This window comes from Ideonella flava (genome assembly GCF_051857595.1).
Classification (GTDB): domain Bacteria; phylum Pseudomonadota; class Gammaproteobacteria; order Burkholderiales; family Burkholderiaceae_C; genus Ideonella.
Window position 1 is genome coordinate 190,640 of sequence record NZ_JBPZHD010000006.1, and the last position, 18,302, is coordinate 208,941.

Sequence of the window (18,302 nt, forward strand, 5' to 3'; positions counted from 1 at the left end):
CTATGGAAACGTTTCCATTCGGGAGCGCATCATAGGAGTCCCACCGGTGCGGGCTTCTAGGACAAACCCGCGCGGGCCGAGTCGCTCTTAGGCGGCCTCGCAGCGATCGCGCCCGGCGTTCTTCGCGCGGTACAACGCCGCATCGGTGCGGCGCAGCCAGTCCGTGACGCTTTCGTCCGCCCGATGCGCGGCGATGCCGACGCTCAGGGTCGCCCCGCCGAGCGCCAGCGCGGCGCCTTGCGCGGTGGCCGCGGCCACCCGTTGCCGCAGGCGCTCGGCCAGTTCGATGGCTTCGGGCAGGGGGGTGCCCGGCAGCACGATCAGGAATTCCTCGCCACCCCAGCGCGCGACCAGATCGCTGGAGCGCGTCGCCCGGAGCAGGGCTTCGGCCACCTCCGCCAGCACCTGGTCGCCGGCCTCGTGGCCGAGCCGGTCGTTGACGTGCTTGAAGTGATCGATGTCGCACAGCAGTGCCACAGGCGGCGGCACGCGCGGCGGCGGCCGAACCAGGCCGCCGAGTACCACCACCGCCTGCCGGCGATTGGCCAGGCCGGTGAGCGAATCGGTCGCCGCCAGCACGCGCAACTGCTGCGCCACGCCGTGCTGCCGGGACAACAGCCTCTTCATCTGCAGCCAGCCGGTCAGGCAGACGATGAAGACCGCGTGCGAGGCCAGCACGTTGAGCAGCAGGGCCACGTCCTTGCCTTGGCCCAGGGGCGACGTGAGGCGCCAGGCGAAGCCGGCCGCCACCAGCAGCAGGATGATGCAGGCCGACCACACGGCCGCACGGGAGTCCAGCAGGATGAAGGCGAGCGCATGGATCAGCGGCAGCCAGGTCAGCAGGGTGATCGCGTCGTAGTTGCCGATCAGCGGACCGACTTGCAGGAGCTCGATCGCCAGCTCGCCCAGCTGGCTGACGGCCACGGCGAGGAACCCCACCCAGCGCACGGCACCCACGCAGCGGGGCCAGCGCCACAGCACGGCCACGCAGCTGGCGTACACGACCCCCATCGCCGGATAGGCGTAGCGGTTGACCACGCTCAGGCGACCTTCCGACACCTCCATCCACCACAGCAGCGCGATCACCAGCGTGCCCACCGCGAACAGCGGCACCATGACGCGCACCATCAGGCGGTCGAAGGCCTGCTCGGCGCTCAGGTCGACGCTGGGGGCAGGAGGGGGCAGTGGCGGAACCAAGGCGAGGAAGGCGACAGGGCCAATCGGCTCTTCGTCACGGCGTGCTTCGCCTTGAGTGGGGAAGGTGTGACAGTCCCTGCAGGCCCAGCCGGCGCCCGGGGGATCACCAGCGATCGCGCAGCCGCCGCGCCAGGTCCAGCACCGGCCCGGGCGGCGGGGTGAGCGGGCCGCTGGCCCAGCTCGGCGTGGCGGGGCCGACGCTGTCGAAGCGCGCTGCCACCTCGGGCGGGATGAAGCGCGTCAGCCCGCCGTACAGGTGGCGGTCCCCGAAGCGGCGCTGCTGGGTCACGTAAAAGCGCTGCGGGACCATCAAGGCCAGGTGGTGACGCGCCCGGGTCATCGCCACGTAGAGCAGCCTCCGCTCCTCCTCGAGCTGTACCGGCGTCGCGGTGGCGAGGTCGCCCGGGAGGCAGCCGTCGATCACGTTGAGCACCGTCACCGAAGACCACTCCTGTCCCTTGGCCGCGTGGATGGTCGACAGGATCAGGTAGTCCTCGTCCATCAGCGGGTCGCCGGCCTCGTCGCTGGTGGCTTGCGGCGGATCGAGGGTGAGCTCGGTGAGGAAGCGCTCGCGGCTCGCGTGGCCGGCGGCGAGGCGGGCCAGCTGCTCGAGATCGGCGTGGCGCGGGGCCGGGTGGTCGTGCAGCCGCTCCAGGTGCGGCAGGTACCACTCGACGACGGCGGCGAGCTCGCCGGGCCAGTCGCTCGACTCGGCCAGGCGGGCGAGCAGGGCGGCCAGGGGCGCCCAGTCGCCGCGGGCCGCGGTGGGCGGCTCGAACGCCTGCAGGATGGAGTGCGGATCGCCGCTGGCGTCCATCGCATCGAGCAGGCGCCGCGCGCTGGCCGGGCCGATGCCGGGCACGAGCTGCGCCACGCGGAAACCCGCCAGCCGGTGGCGCGGGTTGCTCGCCCAGCGCAGCAGCGACAGCACGTCCTTGATGTGGGCCGCCTCCAGGAATTTCAGGCCGCCATACTTGACGAAGGGGATGCGGCGGCGCGCCAGCTCCAGCTCCAGCGCCGCGCTGTGCGAAGAGCTGCGGAACAGCACCGCCTGCGACTTCAGCCTCAGCCCGCCCTCGCGCCGCGCAAGGATCTGCCCGCACACCCAGCGCGCCTGCGAGAGCTCGTCGTCCACCGCCACGAGTTGCGGCCGCTCGGCGCCGGCGCGGTCGGTCCAGAGGGTCTTGGCGAAGCGCTCGGGCGCCAGGGCGATGACGGCGTTGGCCGCATCCAGCAATGGCTGGGTCGAGCGGTAGTTGCGGCTCAGGGTGACGATGCGCGCGGGCGGCGTGAAGGCCGAAGGGAAGTCGAGGATGTTGCGCACCTCGGCCGCGCGGAAGGCGTAGATGGATTGCGCATCGTCACCCACCACCGTCAGGCCCCGGCCGCCCGGCTTGAGGGCCAGCAGGATGGCCGCCTGCAGGCGATTCGTGTCCTGGTACTCGTCGACCAGCACGTGGCTGAAGCGCTCGCCGAGCCAGGCGGCGATGTCGGGCTCGCGCATCATCTCGGCCCACCACAGCAGCAGGTCGTCGTAGTCGAGCGACTGCTGGTGGCGCTTGGCATCTTCATAGGCTCGAAAGAGCGAGCGCAGCTCGGCCTCGGAGTCGGCGCACCAGGGCCAGTTCTCGCGCAGCAGGTCGGCCACGGGGGCCTGGCTGTTGACGGCGCGCGAATAGATCGCGAGGCAGGTGCCCTTGAGCGGAAATCGCTTCTCCTTCGACGACAGGCCCTGGGCATCACGCACCAGGCCCATCAGGTCTTCCGCGTCGCCGCGGTCGAGGATGCTGAAGTTCTCGTCCAGCCCCAGGCGGGCAGCCTGTTCGCGCAGCAGCCTGGCGCCCATGGCGTGGAAGGTGCCCGCCCAGGGCAACAGCGGGCCCTTGGAGCCCGGCGGCAAGCCCAGCACGGCCTGCAGCTGCGCGGCGACCCGTTGCTGCATCTCTTGCGCGGCGCGGCGGGAGAAGGTCAGCAGCAGCAGGCGGTTGGGATCCGCGCCGCCGGCGACGAGGTGCGCGACGCGCGTCGCCAGCGTGGTGGTCTTGCCGGCGCCGGCACCGGCGATGACCAGCAGCGGGTCGTCACCGTGCTCGACGGCCGCGCGCTGCTCTTCGTTCAGCGCGGCCAGCGGATCTTGCCCGCAAGCGGCAGGGGCGGGGGGGTACAGCACGGCAGACACCCCGGCAGCATACTGGATGGATGGCCAGTGGCGCCGGGCGCCACGAAGCACTAACCTGCAGCCGCTGCGGTGCGGGGGAGGCCCACGGCGGTTCGCCCGGTGCACCAGCACATCAATGAAGCCTGCGCGAACCTTTCTGGGTCGGTTGCTCCTGCTGGTCGGCGTCGTGACGCTGCCCTGGGTCGTGGCGTTGTCATATGAGATCGAGCACGACCGCCGCGCCGCGGAGCAGGCCGCCCTGGAAAGCATGCGGCAGCGCTCGCAGTTGCTGGCCCAGGAGGCCGCCCGCATGCTCCAGCGTGGCCGCCAGCTGCTGGACTTCCTCGCCGCCCGCCCGGAGATCCTCCAGGACGATCGATCGGCCTGCCGTTCGCTGTTGACCGGCCTGGTGCGCATAGAGCCCTTGCTGGCGAACGCCGGCTACGCCGACGCCGACGGAAGCGTGCGCTGCACCACGGTCGAGAGCGCCAGCGTGCCCACCAGCGTGGCGCGCACGCAGGCGTTCCAGGCCGCCCGGGGCAGCCCCCAGGTGAGGCTGGGTCCCGTGCGGCCCAGCGTGGTGAACGGCCATCCGGTGTTGCCCATCCTGCGCGGCGTGGCCGGGCCGGGGGGTGAAGACCGGGGCGTGCTGGTGCTGATGCTCGACCTGCAGGCCTGGTCGGACTCCTGGGCCCGGCATCTGCTGGCCGAGGGCGGCACGCTGACGCTGCAGGACGCCGCCGGGACGGTGCTCGGCCGCTATCCCGATCCGCCGAAATGGATAGGCCAGCGCCTGCCCGAGCAGCCCGCTTCGGCAGGTCGCGACCTGCCGGCCGACATCCGCCTCGCGACCGGCCTGGACGGTGTCCGGCGCTTCTATGCGCTGACGCCCGTGAGCGACTGGCCTCTCACCGCCGTGGCCGGCATTTCGGAGGAAGCGGTGGTGGCCCCCGCTCGACGCAACGCCCTGCGGGCCGCGCTGGCGCTCGCCCTGCTGACGGCGCTGGTCGGCTGGCTGGCCTGGCGGTTGTCTCGCCGGCTGGTCGCCCCGCTCGAGCACCTGGCGGCGACCGCCCGCGCCGTGGCCCAGGGCGCCCGCGCCGCTCGTGCCGACGAGGCGCTGCCCGGCGAATTCAGCGCCGTCGCCGGCGAGTTCAACCGCATGCTCGACAGCCGCGACCAGGCGCAGGCCCGCCTGTCCGAATCGGAGCGGCGCTTTCGCGAGATGCTGGACACGGTGGAGCTGTTCGCGGTCGCGGCCGACGTCGACGGGCGCATCACCTACTGCAACGACTTCTTCCTCAAACGCACCGGCTGGACGCTGCAGGAGCTGGCCGGGGCGGACTACGGCGAGCGCTGCGTACCGCCGGAACGGCGTCGCGACCGCGACAGCTGGCGCCATGCCCTGCGCGAGGGGCAGCTGCCGGCACACGCCGAAGCCGCCATCCTCACGCGCCAGGGCGAGCGCCGCCTGGTGCGCTGGAGCAGCACCATGCTGCGCGACGAGCAGGGCGTGGTCATAGGGCGCGCCAGCATAGGCGAGGACGTCACCGACCAGCGCCGCGCCGAGCAGCAGGTCCTGCGGCTGTCCGGCTTCCTGCAGGCCCTGTCGCGCACCCAGCGGGCCATCATTCACCGCTATCCCCGCGACGAGCTGCTGCGAGAGGCCTGCGACGCCTGCGTCGACGCGGGCCAGGCGCGCATGGCCAGCGCCTGGCTGAGGCAGGCCGGCGAAGGCAGCGAGTCGCTGGTCTCGGTGGCCTGGGCCGGGCCGGCCGAGCGTCTGTTCGGGCGCCTGCCCATGAGCCGCAGCCTGGCCGATCCCGGGCTGGCCGACACGCTCACCGGCCATGCGCTCGGCGAGGGCCTGTGGGGCATCAGCAGCGACCTGCTGAACGACCCGCTGGCGGCGGACTGGCGGGACCAGGCGACCACCGCCGGCGTGCTGGCGCAGGCCGTCTTCCCGCTGCGATGCGCGGGCGAGGTCATAGGCGTGCTGCTGCTGCACGTCGACGAGGCGGACTGGTTCGACGACGCGCTGGTGAAACTGCTGCACCAGCTGACCGACGAACTCGCGTTCGCGCTGGACAACCTGCAGCGCGAGCAGGCGCGCGTCGCCGCGGAGCAGCGCGCCGCCGTCGACCACCGCCGGTTCAAGAGCATCTTCGAGGCCTCGCCGATGGGCATCGCGGTGCGCACCCTGGGCGATGGCCGCCTGCTCGACCTGAACCCGGTGTTCGCCCGGCGCGTGGGCCGGCCGCGCGAGGAGCTCATCGGCAAGAGCCTGTTCGACCTGGGCCTCGGCATGACCATCGAGGACCATAGGCGCCTGATGTCCGCCATGCGCTCCGACGCGCGCCTGACCGACTTCGAGGTCCGCGTGAGGGACGCGGCCGGGGTGGAGCGGGTTCTGCTGTTCAACGGCGAGCTGATCGACTACGACGGCCGTCCGGCGCTGCTCACCATCAGCCACGACATCACCGAGCGCCGCCACGCCGAGCAGGCGCTGCTGTCGCGCGAGCAGCAGCTCGCCGGCATCGTCGAGACGGCGATGGACGCCATCATCACCATCGACGCCTCGCAGACGGTGGTGATGTTCAACCGCGCGGCGGCCGAGATGTTCGGCCTGCCGGCCGAGCAGGCGCTGGGGCATCACCTGGACGAGTTCGTTCCCGCCGAACTGCTCGAACGCCATCGCGAAGGCCTGCGCGCCTTCATCGCCAGCGGCCGCGAGCGCGTCGCGATCGGCCACGAACGGACGCTGTACGGGGTGCGTGCGAACGGCGAGCGCTTTGCCTTCGAGGCGGCCGTCTCGCGCCAGGGCGAGGGGCCGCGCTTGACGATGACCGCGGTCATCCGCGACCTGACCGACCGCCTCGCCGCCGAGGCCGCGCGCGAGGCCCGCATCGTGGCGGAGGCCGCGAGCCATGCGAAGACCGAGTTCCTCTCGCGCATGAGCCACGAGCTGCGCACGCCGCTGAACGCCATGCTCGGCTTCGCCCAGTTGCTGAGCGACGACCCGCGGGAGCCGCTGAGCGCGCGACAGCGTCGCCACCTGGAGCTCACGCGCGAGGCCGGCTGGCACCTGCTGGCGCTGATCGACGACGTGCTGGACGTCTCCCGCATCGAGGCGGGCCAGCTCGAGATGCAGTTCAAGCCGGTGCCGCTCAAGCCGCTGATCGATTCGGCCTTGTCGGTGGCGGCCACGCTGGCGGCGCGCCACAGGATCCACTTGCGCGGGCCGGCGCCCGAGCTGCTGGCCGGGCCGCTCGCCGTGCGGGCCGATGCCACGCGCTTGCGCCAGGTCGTGCTCAACCTGCTGTCCAACGGCTGCAAGTACAACCGCCCCGGCGGTTGGGTGGAGGTGCAGGTGCACCTGGCCGACGAAGGCGAGACCGTGTGCGTCGAAGTGGCGGACAACGGCGTGGGCATGAACGGCGAGCAGATGGCCCACCTTTTCGAACCCTTCAACCGCCTGGGCCGCGAAGGCGGCGTGATCGAAGGCACCGGCATAGGCCTGCACCTGACCCGCCAGCTGGTGCTCAAGATGGGAGGCGCCATCGAGGCCCACAGCGACCCCGGCGAAGGCACGCGCATGCGGGTGCGCCTGCCACGTGCGCGCATGGACACGATCACGGCCCCCTCGGGCGCGGGCGAGCGGTCGGCGGCTTCCGGCCCGCAGGCGCCGGCCGCCACCGCCGAAAGTGCCCTGGCCGGCGACATCCTCTACGTCGAGGACAACCCCGTGAACCTGCTGCTGGTCGAGCAGTTCCTGCGGCGCTGGCCCGACGTGCGTCTGCACAGCGCCGACACCGGCGGCGCCGGCCTGGCCCGGATGCGCGACGAGCGCTTCGACCTGGTGCTGCTGGACATGCAGCTGCCCGACATGCATGGCACCGAGCTGCTGCAGCACCTGGCCTCGGAGCGCTTGCTGGCTTACGCGCCGGTGGTGGCGCTTTCCGCGAGCGCCATGCCCGAGGCCGTGGACGCCGCCTTGTCGGCCGGGGCGGTGGAGTACTGGACGAAGCCGCTGAACCTGGCCCGCCTGGATGCGGACCTGCGGCGCTTCCTGAAGGTCGCGGCGTAGCGGCTCAGGCCGCCGGCAGGGCGGCGAGGGCGTCCTTCGCCGTCCACCAGGCGACGAACTCCTCGGCGGGCATGGGCTTGCCGAAGAGGTAGCCCTGCGCCGCGTGGCAGCCGAGCGCGGCCAGCGCGCAGGCCTGCGCTTCGGTCTCGACCCCTTCGGCCACGACCTTCAGCGCCAGCGAATCGGCCACCTGCACGGTCGACTTCACCAGCGCCATCTGGTAGCGGTTGTGAACCATCTTGGCCACGAACGCGCGGTCGATCTTGACGGTGTCTATCGGCAGCTGGTCGAGCGAAGCCAGCGAGGAATAGCCGGTGCCGAAGTCGTCCAGCGCCAGGCTGACTCCCATCGCGCGGAGCTCTCCCAGCACGGCGAGCGCCGCCTCTCCCTGCATGGCCAGGGTCTCGGTGATCTCCAGGCGGAGCGCGGCGGGCGACAACCCGGCGTCGGCCAGCGCGGCGCTCACGGTGCCGGCCAGCAGGCCGGGGCGCAGCTGGGCGCGGCTGAGGTTGACCGCGACCGTGCGCGGCGCCGCCGGTCCCAGCCGTCGCTGCCACGACGCGAGCTCGCGGCAGGCCTGTCTCAGCACGAGTTCGCCCAGCGCCTCGATCAGCCCGGCCTCCTCCGCCAGGGGCACGAACTCGGCCGGTGAAACCAGCCCTCGGGTCGGGTGGTGCCAGCGTGCCAGAGCCTCCAGCCCGACCGGCCTTCGCTGCGCCAAGGCCACGATGGGCTGGTAGACCACGTAGATCTCGTCCCGCGCCAGGGCCTGGCGCAGGTCGGCCTCGAGATCCATCGCGTCGCGGATGCGGCGGTGCATCTCGGGGTCGAAGACGACGTATCGGCCGCGGCCGCGTCGCTTGGCCTCGTACATCGCGGTGTCGGCGTCGCGCAGCACCGATTCGACGCTGGCCGACGAGACGTCGCTGGTGACGATGCCGATCGACACGCTGGACTGCACCGGCCGGCCGGCCAGCTCGTAGGGCGCGGCCAGGGCATCGAGCAGGCGCTGCGCGATGCGGGTGGCGTCGGCCGGCTGGCCGATGCGCTCCAGCAGCACCACGAACTCGTCGCCACCGAGGCGGCCCGCCACGTCGAGGCCGCGGGCCGCCGCTCCCATCTCGGCCACCCGGGCCACGTCGTCCCCCGGCCTCAGGGTCTGCTTCACCCGCGCGGCGATCTGGCGCAGCAGCTCGTCGCCCGCTTCGTGGCCGAGGCTGTCGTTGACCAGCTTGAAGCGGTCGAAATCCATGAACAGCACCGAGAAGCCTTCGCCTGGCTGCCGGTGGACCCGCGTGACGCAGCGTGCCAGCGCCTGCTGGATGCCGGCGCGGTTGGGCAACTGGGTCAGCGCGTCGGTGAGCGCCGCATCCGACAGCGCCTGCTCCAGGCGCTTGCGCGCATCGATGTCAACATGCACGCCGGCCATGCGACGACCGCGGCCATCGGGGGCACGCTCGATCACCGCGCCGGCGGCCAGCACCCATCTCCAGTCCCCGCCGCGGTGTCGCATGCGGAACTCGGTCCGATAGGGTTGCTGCGGATCGGCCAGGTGGGCATGCAACGCGACCCGCGCCGCGACGCCGTCGTCCGGATGGACGAGGTCTTGCCACCCTTCGACGGTGCGCGGGACCTCGTCCTGCTCGAAGCCCAGCATGCGCGCCCAGCGGTCGTTGTAGTCGATGCGGCCGGTGACCATGTCCCAGTCCCAGGTGCCCACGCCGGCACCGTCGATGGTGGTCTGCAGCAGGTTGCGCTGGGCACGCACTTCGGTCTCGTCGAGGAAGCACGAGACCACGCCGTGCGTGGCACCGTCCGGGCCGGGCAGGATCTGCGTGTTGACCCGCAGCCACCGCCGGCGGCCATCGGCCGTGCGCACGCCGACCGGGCGATCCTCCAGCGGCTGCCCGGTGCGCAGGGTGACCAGCGCCGGCATTTCCTCGGGCGGCAGCAGGCTGCCGTCCTCGCGTTCGCCGGCCCACGACAGGTCTTCGTTCGCCAGGCCGATGAGCTGCTCCCGGGGCCGGCCCAGCAGCTGCTCGGCCTTGAGATTCGCATCGACGACGCGCCCTTCGGCATCGCGCACCAGCAGGCCCGCAGGCAGGGCGCGCACGATGGCGTCGAGGTAGTCGCGCCTTTCGACCTGCGCCGTGATGTCGGTGGTGACCTGGATGAAGCCGGTCAGGCGGCCGGCCTCGTCGCGCAGGGGCTGGATATCCAGGTCGACCCAGAAGCTGCGTCCGTGCTTGCCCCGGTTGACGATCTCCACCCGGACCGGCTCGCCGCAGGCCACCGCGCGTTCGATGGCAGCGGCCGTCGTGCGGTCCGTGCCCTCGAATTGCAGCAGCGCGGCGGGCTTGATCCCACGCGCTTCTTCCAGGCTGTAGCCGGTGACGCGGCTGAAGGCCTCGTTGGCCCAGACGAGGAGACCCTGGGCGTCGGTGATGACGACGCCGTTCTGCGTGCGGCCCGCGACCATCGCCAGTCGCTCCAGTTGCTGGGCCTGGCCGGCCAGCTGGTCGTGGTGGCGCTGGATGCGGCGCGCCAGCGGTTCGCCCAGGCCCCACAGCATCGTGGCCACCCCCAGGGCCAGCAGCGCCACCAGCACGGCGTAAGTGTGGCGGGTGTCGTGCTGCCGCGCCTCGGCCAGGCGTTGCAGCTCGCCGGTCGCCTGTTCCATGGCGGTGATGAACTGCGTCGCCTCCCGCTCGACCCGCTCGACGTACGGCGCCAGGGCCGTCTCGCCTCGCTCACAGGCCATCTGCAGCGACTGTGCGGCGGCCCAGAGGCGCTCGCGGCGGGCGGTCCAGTGCTCGGGGTCGTCGTCACGGCCGGCCCAGACGCCGCGCAGCTCGTACAGCCGCACGGCATCGTCGAGCATGCTCCGCAGGGTCTGCTCCAAAGGCAGGCCCGGGTCGGTGCCGTTGCCGGCAGCGGTGGCCGTCGAGGCGAGGCGCTCGGCCAGCACGACCTGGTGTCCGGCCAGGTTGAGGGCTTCCGCGTCGCCCGCGCTGGCGTTGGCCAGGCCATCGGTCACGGCCACGAAACCCCAGGCGGCGAGCACCAGGACGGCCGTCACCAGGGTGAGCAAGGCGCGCAGCCAGCGGGACGCACCGGCCGCGGGTGCGCCGGAAAGCGGCGGCTGCCCACGCCCCAGGACAGCGGCCGGCGAAACGGGAGGAGGAGTGGCAGTCAAGGACGGTCGAAGACAGGCACCAGGCTCAGGGCTGGTGGTTGACGGCTTATCGGCCGGCGGGTGGGCTGCTTGAACTTCGTTCAGCGCGCCGGGACGTCCTCTGGACCGGGAACAGTGCCATCCAGCGACAGCCCGCCCAGCGCCACGAGGCATCGCGGGCACAGGCAGCCACTGTAGCGTTCGCGCAACTGCGCTCTCAGGGTGTCGGTCAGCCGAATCCGTGTACAGACGCACGGCTTCTCGCTCGCTGCGCCGCAGCCAAACGACTCCCCGCAGCGGGGACAGGTGGCAGGAAGAAGGTCGGGAAGATCTTTCAATAGCCTCTCGCAATCAGAAGAATCGGATCAATCAATCACGCTAATGCTGCGCTGCACATAACATCCATCCATCCCCTCCAACCCTTGCTTCACAAGAGGAATCACCAGCATGTCGCTGATCAACACGCAAGTCCAACCCTTCAAGACCCAGGCCTTCCTGAACGGCAAGTTCATCGAGGTCACGGAGCAGTCGCTCCAGGGCAAGTGGTCGGTCCTGATCTTCATGCCGGCCGCCTTCACCTTCAACTGCCCGACGGAAGTCGAGGACGCCGCCGACAACTATGCCGAGTTCCAGAAGGCCGGCGCCGAGGTCTACATCGTCACCACCGACACGCATTTCTCGCACAAGGTCTGGCACGAGACCTCGCCGGCGGTCGGCAAGGCCCGCTTCCCCCTGGTCGGCGACCCGACGCACGCCCTGACCAATGCTTTTGGCGTGCACATCCCCGAAGAAGGCCTGGCCCTGCGCGGCACCTTCATCATCAACCCCGAAGGCGTGATCAAGACGCTGGAAGTGCACGACAACGCCATCGCCCGTGACGTCAAGGAGACCCTGCGCAAGCTCAAGGCCGCGCAGTACGTCGCCAAGAACCCGGGCCAGGTCTGCCCGGCCAAGTGGAACGAAGGCGCCAAGACGCTGACCCCGTCGCTGGACCTGGTCGGAAAGATCTGACCTTCACGTGACGAAAAGCCGGGCCGGCCTCGTGCCGGCCCTTTTCGACCGCCGGGCCGGATCCGGTTGAAAGCCTCCCGGGCTCGTCGGGTGCTTTCAACGGGGTCTTCCTGACCACGCCTGAACAGAACCCGAAAGGACCCGCCATGTTGGACGCCAACACCCAGACCCAGCTCAGCGCCTATTTCGAGCGCATCACCCGGCCCATCGAGCTCGTGGCGAGCCTCGATGATCGCCCCGCCTCGCAGGAGATGCGCGAGCTTCTGGTGGAGATCGCCGCCCTGGCGCCGGCGAAGATCAGCGCCCGCTTCGACGGCCAGGATGCGCGCCGCCCGTCCTTCTCGATCAGCCCCGTGGGCGCCGACATCGGCGTGCGCTTTGCCGCCATCCCGATGGGCCATGAGTTCACCTCGCTCGTGCTGGCGCTGCTGCAAGCGGGTGGCCATCCGCCCAAGGTCGAGCAGGAAGTCATCGAACAGATCCGCGACCTCGAGGGCGACTTCGTCTTCGAGACCTACATGTCGCTGACCTGCCACAACTGCCCGGACGTGGTGCAGGCCCTGAACCTCATGGCCGTGCTGAACCCGCGCATCCGCCACGTGGCGGTCGACGGCGGCCTGTTCCAGGACGAGGTCGAGCAGCGCCAGATCATGGCCGTGCCCATGGTCTTCCTCAACGGCCAGCCCTTCGGCTCGGGCCGCATGGAGGTCCACGAGATCCTCGCCAAGGTGGACACCGGCGCCGCGGCGCGCGATGCCGCCAAGCTGGCGAAGAAGGATGTCTTCGACGTGCTGATCATCGGTGGCGGCCCGGCCGGAGCGGCCGCGGCCGTGTACGCCGCGCGCAAGGGCATCAAGACCGGCATTGCCGGCGAACGCATGGGTGGCCAGACGCTGGACACGCTGGGCATCGAGAACTACATCTCGGTGCTCGAGACCCAGGGCCCGCAGTTCGCGGCCGCGCTCGAGGCGCACGCCAGCGCGTACGGGGTCGACCTGATGAACGGCCAGCGTGCCGTGAAGCTGCAGCCGGCTTCGGACCGGGAGCCGGTCAGCATCACGCTGGAGAACGGCGCGGTGCTCAAGGGAAAGACGGTGATCCTGGCCACCGGCGCCCGCTGGCGCAACGTCAACGTGCCCGGCGAGGCCGAGTACAAGAACAAGGGCGTTGCGTACTGCCCGCACTGTGACGGCCCGCTCTACAAGGGCAAGCGCACCGCCGTGATCGGCGGCGGCAATTCCGGCGTGGAGGCGGCGATCGACCTGGCCGGCATCGTCGAGCACGTCACGCTGATCGAGTTCGGCACCGCGCTGAAGGCGGATGCGGTGCTGGTCGACAAGGCGCGCAGCCTGTCGAACGTGACCATCATCGTCAATGCCCAGACGACCGAGATCGTGGGCGATGGCCAGAAGGTCACCGGCCTGCGCTACCAGGATCGTGCGACGGGCGAAGAGCGCCTGGTCGAGCTGGCCGGCGTGTTCGTGCAGATCGGCCTGGTGCCCAACACCGAGTGGCTCAAGGGCACGGTGGAGCTTTCGCGGCACGGCGAGATCGTCGTCGACGCGAAGGGCGCGACGAGCGTGCCGGGCGTGTTCGCGGCAGGCGACGCGACCACGGTGCCCTACAAGCAGATCATCATCGCCGCCGGCGACGGGGCGAAGGCCGCGCTGGGGGCCTTCGACCACCTCATCCGCACCTCGGCTCCTGCCGCCCTCGAGGCCGCCTGAAGAGACAGGCGCAATCCTCGTTCTTGGGGTGCATACGCCCCACGAATAAGTGACGTACCCCCCTCGGGGTGCGGGGTGTCGCGGGGACACCGGACTCCGAAGAATGCGAACGCCCTCTGCAATCGCCTCGAGGGCAAGCCCTTCAGCACGACGAGGAGTCAACTGTGTCACATCTGTTCAAGCTCACCCTGGCCGCTGCCGCGGCCGCCGCCCTTTCGTTCAGCGCCCATGCCGCCAGCGATGCCGCCGGTGTGAAGGCTGGCAAGATTTCCGGCGATGCCATCAGCACTTCGCACAAGCTGCAGAAGACCTATTTCGACACCGACGCTCCGGGCTCGGCACTCGCGGCCGGCTTCAACGTGGTGGGCACCACGCTCACGCTGAACTGCGCCAACACGGCCGGCTGCACCGTGGCCGGCAACTTCAACGCACAGATCGCCGCCATCGGCAGCGAAAACGCGGTGGCCATCTGCCTCATGGTCGACGGCGGCTACGTCAACTGCCCGTACAACGCCATCATCCGCGCCGGCGGTGGCTACCAGGTGGCGAACTACCAGACCTTCACCAGCGTGGCGCTGGGCAACCACACGGTCGAGATGCACGTCTACGTGAACAGCCCGACGACGCTGTACCGCTGGAACAAGGAAATCAAGCTGTATAGGCCCTGACCCCCACGCCCCCTCCCGGGGGCTTCCCCCCGAGGGGGCTCGCGCAGCGGACCGGCAAAGCCGGATCCGCGCACGCCCATGGAAGGGGGCGGCGCGAACGCGTGGGTCAAGGAGGGGTGTAGCGGGCGCGGACGACCATGCGGGAGCCGTGGCGGCGTTGTTCGAGGATGTGGGCCAGGATTCCGACGGTGCGGGCGGCCATCAGCAGGGTCATCGCGGCGTCGCGTGGCGCGCCGACGGCACGCCGCAGGGCGACGAGGCCGAAGTCCAGCGAGGGTTTCCAGCCGGTCAGGCGCTCCACCTCCTCGGCGATGGGCGGGGCGGGCGCGCCCCACTCGGCACAGGCTTGCAGAAGCGCCGCACCGCGCGGGTCGCCCGCGGGGTAGTAGTGGTGGTTGAAGCCGGGGATGGAATCGGCGTGGGACAGGCGTGCGGCGAGCGCTGCCCGCAGGTCGGGTTGCGGAAGGACTTCGTCCCATAGCGCTTCCACGCGCACCGTGTCGCCCCCATTGAAGCTGGCGCTGAGATAGCACAGCGCACCCAACAAGGATGCCCCCAGCGACGCACCCACGGAGCTCAGCTGACGCGCCGTGAAGCCGATGAGATTCATCTCGTGCTCCGCGGCGAGCACCATTCCCCTGCGCAGCAGCTCGGCAGCGGCGGGAGGCAAGCCCCAGGCGCGAGCGAACTGCTCGGACACCGGCTCGGCCGAGGGCAGCCGGCCGAGAAAGCTGGCCACGACCAGGCGCAGGTGCTGTCCGCAAGCGTGGGCCAGCGCCGGGCCCTCGGGCAGCCACGACGGGAGTTCGCACTCTGCCAAGGCCGTGGCGAAGCGCGCCATCGTGCGCTCGGCCAAAGGCTGGCTTGCCCCGCGCGCTGCTGCACTCAGCCACTCGGAGGAAAGCACCGGCACTTCGGCGTCGAAGGGATCATGCGGATCGAACTGCCAGAGCCACCGGGCGACGTCCTCGAGACTGCACTCGCGTGACATGTCGACCGCGTTGCGTCCGCGATAGACCAGTTGGCCATCCACGATGCCCGAAAGCCTGGTGTCGAGCACCGGCCAGCCCTGGACCAGCGCGGCCCGGGAGTGCTCTTCGCGGCGTCGTCCGTGCCTGCGGCGCAGCGCGAGCTGCTCGACCTCGAAGCTCGAGTAGCGGCTGGCGCGGGGGTTGGCGATGTCGGCCACCGCTTGCAGCAGGCCGCGGCTGGCGTAGGCGTAAAGCGTGGCCTTCGTCACGCCCAGCTGGCGTGCGGCCTCGGTCGCGCTGAGGAGGCGGACCGAACCGGAGATGGGCGGCGCCGGGGGCCGGGCAGTGTGGTTTTTCATGGGTTGATCGAGTCGATCAAGATTGACCATTCTTGCAGCGGTCCTCTCCAATGGCGGCTCCATAACGAGCCCGTTGGGCTGACTGATCAGCATGAGCCGCCTGCCCTTTTTCCCCAGCCTGCTGGCCGTCCTTCCTTCGCTGTCCGCCGCTCACGCCGCCGAGCCGCCGTCAGGCGTGCAGCGGGTCGAGGTCCAGGGCCAGAGCGCACTGGAAGATCGCCGGGCCTCGATCGGCGCCACGCTGGTGGTCAGGCGAGAGGACCTGATCCGGCAGGGCGACACCAACCTGGCCGACGCGCTGCGCCGTGTGCCGGGCATCAGCGTCACCACGACGCAAGGCCGCGGTGCGGAGATCCGCATGTCGGGCCTGGGCGGGGGCTACACCCAGCTCTTGCTCAACGGCGAACCGGTGCCGCCGGGCTTCTCGCTCGAATCGCTGTCGCCCGAGCTCATCGAGCGGGTCGAGGTCTCACGCAGCCCGAACGTGGACCAGAGCGCGCAGGCCATTGCGGGCAGCGTGAACATCGTGCTGCGCCGTGTCGCGCGCCAGCCCCAGTCTGATGTCAAGTTCAGCGGCGGACGCGCGCTGGAGCGGCCCGGCGCCGGGGTCGAGGGCCAGTACGCCGACCGCGACGGCCACTGGGCCTGGGGCGTGGGCCTGGGGGCGACGATGGAGGACCAGGTCTGGCCGATGCGCCTGGACCTGCGCGTCACCGACTCCGCGGGCGCGCCGGTCCAGGCCTACACGACGGACAAGCGCGAGTACGACCGCACCGAGAGCCTGAACCTCACGCCGCGCCTGAGCTGGTCGCCGGGCGACGCGGACAGCGTCTCGACCGACCACCTGCTGCGCCTGCGCCGCAGCCACTTTGGCGCCCTGGACGAGCGAACCAGCAGCCTGGGCGACGAGCCGGTGTTCGGGCGTGACGACCTGCGGGCCCGGATCGATGCCGTGCTGTGGCGCGGAAGGCTGGGCTGGACCCGCAAGCTCGAGGATGGCGCGCAGCTGGAAGCCAAGTTGAACGGCACCTACCTGCGCAGCCTGGGCGAGGCCGACTTCGACGGATGGAGCCCCGAGGGCCGGTATCTGCGCGACGAGCACGTGCACTCATTGGCCATCGACCAGGGCTATGGCGCCGCGGGCAAATACCTCCAGCCCATCGGCGAGGACCATGCCGTGCTCTTCGGGTGGGACGGGGCCTACAACCAGCGTGACGAGAACCGCATCCAGCGCGAGCGCGAGATCGACGGTGGCCTTCCGGCCGAGAACCTCGACGAGGTCTACCGGGCCGACGTGGGCCGGCTGGCGCTGTTCGCCCAGGACGAGTGGCGCATCGATGCCGACTGGACGGCGTCGCTCGGCCTGCGTTGGGAGGGCCTGCGCACGGTGAGCGACGGCAAGGGCGTGGTGGACGACCACGTCGCCCGCACCACGAGTGTCTTCAGCCCCGTCCTGCGTTCGGTCTGGCAACTGCCGGACAGCAAGGACCAGGTCCGCGTCGGCCTGGGCCGCACCTACAAGGCGCCGACCCCGCGCGACCTGCTCGCGCGCCGCTTCGTCGCCAACGAGAACAGCCCGACCACGCCCGACCAACAAGGCAATCCCCACCTGCGGCCCGAGCTGGCCTGGGGCCTGGATGCGTCCTACGAGCATCCGCTCGGCAAGGCCGGTCTCGTCAACATCTCCGCCTACGTCAAGCGCATCGCCGACGTCATCCTGGACGAGCTGATCCTGCAGGGGGGCTCGTGGGTGCAGCGGCGCGCCAACCAGGGGGTGGCCCGCGTCTGGGGCATCGAGCTCGAAGGGCGGCTGGACCTGCGCAAGCGCTGGTCCGAGGCGCCGCCCCTGGAGCTGCGAGGCAACCTGGGCTGGAACGAATCCCGGGTGGATGCGGTTCCCGGGCCGGACAACCGGCTGGCGCGCCAGACGCCGGCGGTGCTGAACCTGGGGGCGGACTACCGTCCGGACGGCGCCTGGTCGGCCGGGGGCAACTTCAACCTCCAGGAGGGCGGCCTCGTGCGGCAGTCCGCCATGCGTTGGGGCCGCCAACCCATCAAGCGACTGCTCGACTTGTACGCGCAGTGGAAGCCCGATGCGGCCAACCAGTGGAAGCTGGCGTTGAACAACCTGCTCCACCAGGGCGAGGTCACCGGCGCACGCGTGGATGCCGAGGGCCTGAGCTATCGGCAGACAGAATCCTTGCGCACCGGCACGGCGGTCCGCCTGAGCTGGGAACACAAGCTTTGAGGTGGCACCGGCCCCGGCATACTGACCCGCCATGTCACATGACCTGATCCTTTTCGACCTCGACGGCACGCTCAGCGACCCGGCGGTCGGCATTGGCCGCTCCATCAACTTCGCCCTCGAGCGCCACGGCTTCGCGCCCCTGGCCGAGGGCGAGGTCTCGCCCTACATCGGGCCGCCGCTGGACGAAGGTTTTCGTGCCATGACGGGCCGCGACGATGACGCGACCATCCGCAGCCTGATCGCCGCCTACCGCGAGCGTTACGGCGACATCGGCTATGCCGAGAACACGCTGTACGACGGCATCCCTCAGGCGCTCCAGGCCTTGTGCGACGCCGGCTTGCCACTGGGCTTGTGCACCTCGAAGCGGCGTGACTTCGCTTGCAAGATCCTCGCGTTGTTCGGATTGGACGGGCTGTTCCGCTTCGTCAGTGGCGGGGAAATCGGCCTGCAGAAGTGGCAGCAGATCGCCACCTTGCGCGAGCAGGGGCGGGTGGGCTCCGGTGCCGTGATGGTCGGCGACCGCGCTGTCGACATGATCGCCGCGCATCGCAATGGCCTGGCCGCCGCCGGCGTGTTGTGGGGCCACGGCAGCCTGGATGAACTGCGGGCCGAAGCGCCCCGCTACCTGATCGATCGGCCGGCCGAACTGGCTCGATGGTGCGTCTTGCCGGGGCCTTGGTCGCCAGCCTGAAACGGCGCAG

11 protein-coding genes are annotated in these 18,302 nt (G+C 70.6%); 6 read left to right on the forward strand and 5 right to left on the reverse strand.

Annotated features, from left to right (window positions below; genetic code table 11):
- Positions 1–87 precede the first annotated feature (87 nt).
- Both ACS5PM_RS14690 and ACS5PM_RS14695 read right to left on the reverse strand, forming a co-directional pair.
- Positions 88–1,197: a GGDEF domain-containing protein gene (locus tag ACS5PM_RS14690; protein ID WP_439388390.1), complete on the reverse strand. Its 1,110-nt coding sequence runs from the start codon at positions 1,195–1,197 to the stop codon at positions 88–90.
- A gap of 103 nt (positions 1,198–1,300) precedes the next feature.
- Positions 1,301–3,367 carry an ATP-dependent helicase gene (locus ACS5PM_RS14695; protein WP_439388391.1) on the reverse strand — a complete coding sequence of 689 codons (2,067 nt, stop codon included), beginning with the start codon at positions 3,365–3,367 and terminating at the stop codon, positions 1,301–1,303.
- A gap of 124 nt (positions 3,368–3,491) precedes the next feature.
- On the opposite strand from ACS5PM_RS14695, the gene ACS5PM_RS14700 reads away from it, so the two are divergent.
- Entirely contained in the window at positions 3,492–7,442 is a 3,951-nt protein-coding gene (locus ACS5PM_RS14700; protein WP_439388392.1) for a PAS domain S-box protein, read from the forward strand.
- A gap of 4 nt (positions 7,443–7,446) precedes the next feature.
- Here ACS5PM_RS14700 and ACS5PM_RS14705 read toward each other — a convergent pair whose 3' ends face one another.
- Together ACS5PM_RS14705 and ACS5PM_RS14710 are read right to left on the reverse strand one after the other, a co-directional pair.
- Complete coding sequence (locus tag ACS5PM_RS14705; RefSeq protein WP_439388393.1) at positions 7,447–10,638, reverse strand: sensor domain-containing protein; 3,192 nt, start codon at positions 10,636–10,638, stop codon at positions 7,447–7,449.
- A gap of 80 nt (positions 10,639–10,718) precedes the next feature.
- Positions 10,719–10,955, reverse strand: a complete 237-nt coding sequence (locus ACS5PM_RS14710; protein WP_439388394.1) for a cysteine-rich CWC family protein — start codon at positions 10,953–10,955, stop codon at positions 10,719–10,721.
- Positions 10,956–11,064: 109 nt separating this feature from the next.
- Here ACS5PM_RS14710 and ahpC point away from each other — a divergent pair, with 109 nt between their 5' ends.
- The 3 genes from ahpC to ACS5PM_RS14725 all read left to right on the forward strand — a co-directional run bounded on the left by ahpC (position 11,065) and on the right by ACS5PM_RS14725 (position 14,023).
- Positions 11,065–11,628: an alkyl hydroperoxide reductase subunit C gene (gene ahpC, locus ACS5PM_RS14715; protein WP_439388395.1), complete on the forward strand. Its 564-nt coding sequence runs from the start codon at positions 11,065–11,067 to the stop codon at positions 11,626–11,628.
- A 146-nt stretch (positions 11,629–11,774) separates the two neighbouring features.
- The gene (gene ahpF, locus ACS5PM_RS14720; protein ID WP_439388396.1) at positions 11,775–13,355 is read left to right on the forward strand and encodes an alkyl hydroperoxide reductase subunit F; all 1,581 of its coding nucleotides are present in this window, start codon (positions 11,775–11,777) and stop codon (positions 13,353–13,355) included.
- Positions 13,356–13,519: 164 nt separating this feature from the next.
- Positions 13,520–14,023, forward strand: coding sequence for a hypothetical protein (locus tag ACS5PM_RS14725; RefSeq protein WP_439388397.1), 504 nt, complete (start codon positions 13,520–13,522; stop codon positions 14,021–14,023).
- A 106-nt stretch (positions 14,024–14,129) separates the two neighbouring features.
- On the opposite strand, the gene ACS5PM_RS14730 is transcribed toward ACS5PM_RS14725, so the two are convergent.
- On the reverse strand, positions 14,130–15,353 hold the full coding sequence (locus ACS5PM_RS14730; RefSeq protein ID WP_439388398.1) for a citrate synthase family protein: 1,224 nt from the start codon (positions 15,351–15,353) through the stop codon (positions 14,130–14,132).
- Between the two features lie 91 nt (positions 15,354–15,444).
- Here ACS5PM_RS14730 and ACS5PM_RS14735 point away from each other — a divergent pair, with 91 nt between their 5' ends.
- The gene (locus tag ACS5PM_RS14735) at positions 15,445–17,601 is read left to right on the forward strand and encodes a TonB-dependent receptor plug domain-containing protein (RefSeq protein ID WP_439388399.1); all 2,157 of its coding nucleotides are present in this window, start codon (positions 15,445–15,447) and stop codon (positions 17,599–17,601) included.
- A 31-nt stretch (positions 17,602–17,632) separates the two neighbouring features.
- Positions 17,633–18,292, forward strand: coding sequence for an HAD hydrolase-like protein (locus ACS5PM_RS14740; RefSeq protein ID WP_439388400.1), 660 nt, complete (start codon positions 17,633–17,635; stop codon positions 18,290–18,292).
- Positions 18,293–18,302 lie beyond the last annotated feature (10 nt).

Coding starts and splice junctions, on each gene's coding strand:
- ACS5PM_RS14700 (WP_439388392.1), top strand. CDS start 3,492: ATGAAGCCTGCGCGAACCTTTCTGGGTCGGTTGCTCCTGCTGGTCGGC.
- ACS5PM_RS14735 (WP_439388399.1), top strand. CDS start 15,445: ATGAGCCGCCTGCCCTTTTTCCCCAGCCTGCTGGCCGTCCTTCCTTCG.
- ACS5PM_RS14730 (WP_439388398.1), bottom strand. CDS start 15,353: ATGAAAAACCACACTGCCCGGCCCCCGGCGCCGCCCATCTCCGGTTCG.
- ACS5PM_RS14740 (WP_439388400.1), top strand. CDS start 17,633: ATGTCACATGACCTGATCCTTTTCGACCTCGACGGCACGCTCAGCGAC.
- ahpC (WP_439388395.1), top strand. CDS start 11,065: ATGTCGCTGATCAACACGCAAGTCCAACCCTTCAAGACCCAGGCCTTC.
- ahpF (WP_439388396.1), top strand. CDS start 11,775: ATGTTGGACGCCAACACCCAGACCCAGCTCAGCGCCTATTTCGAGCGC.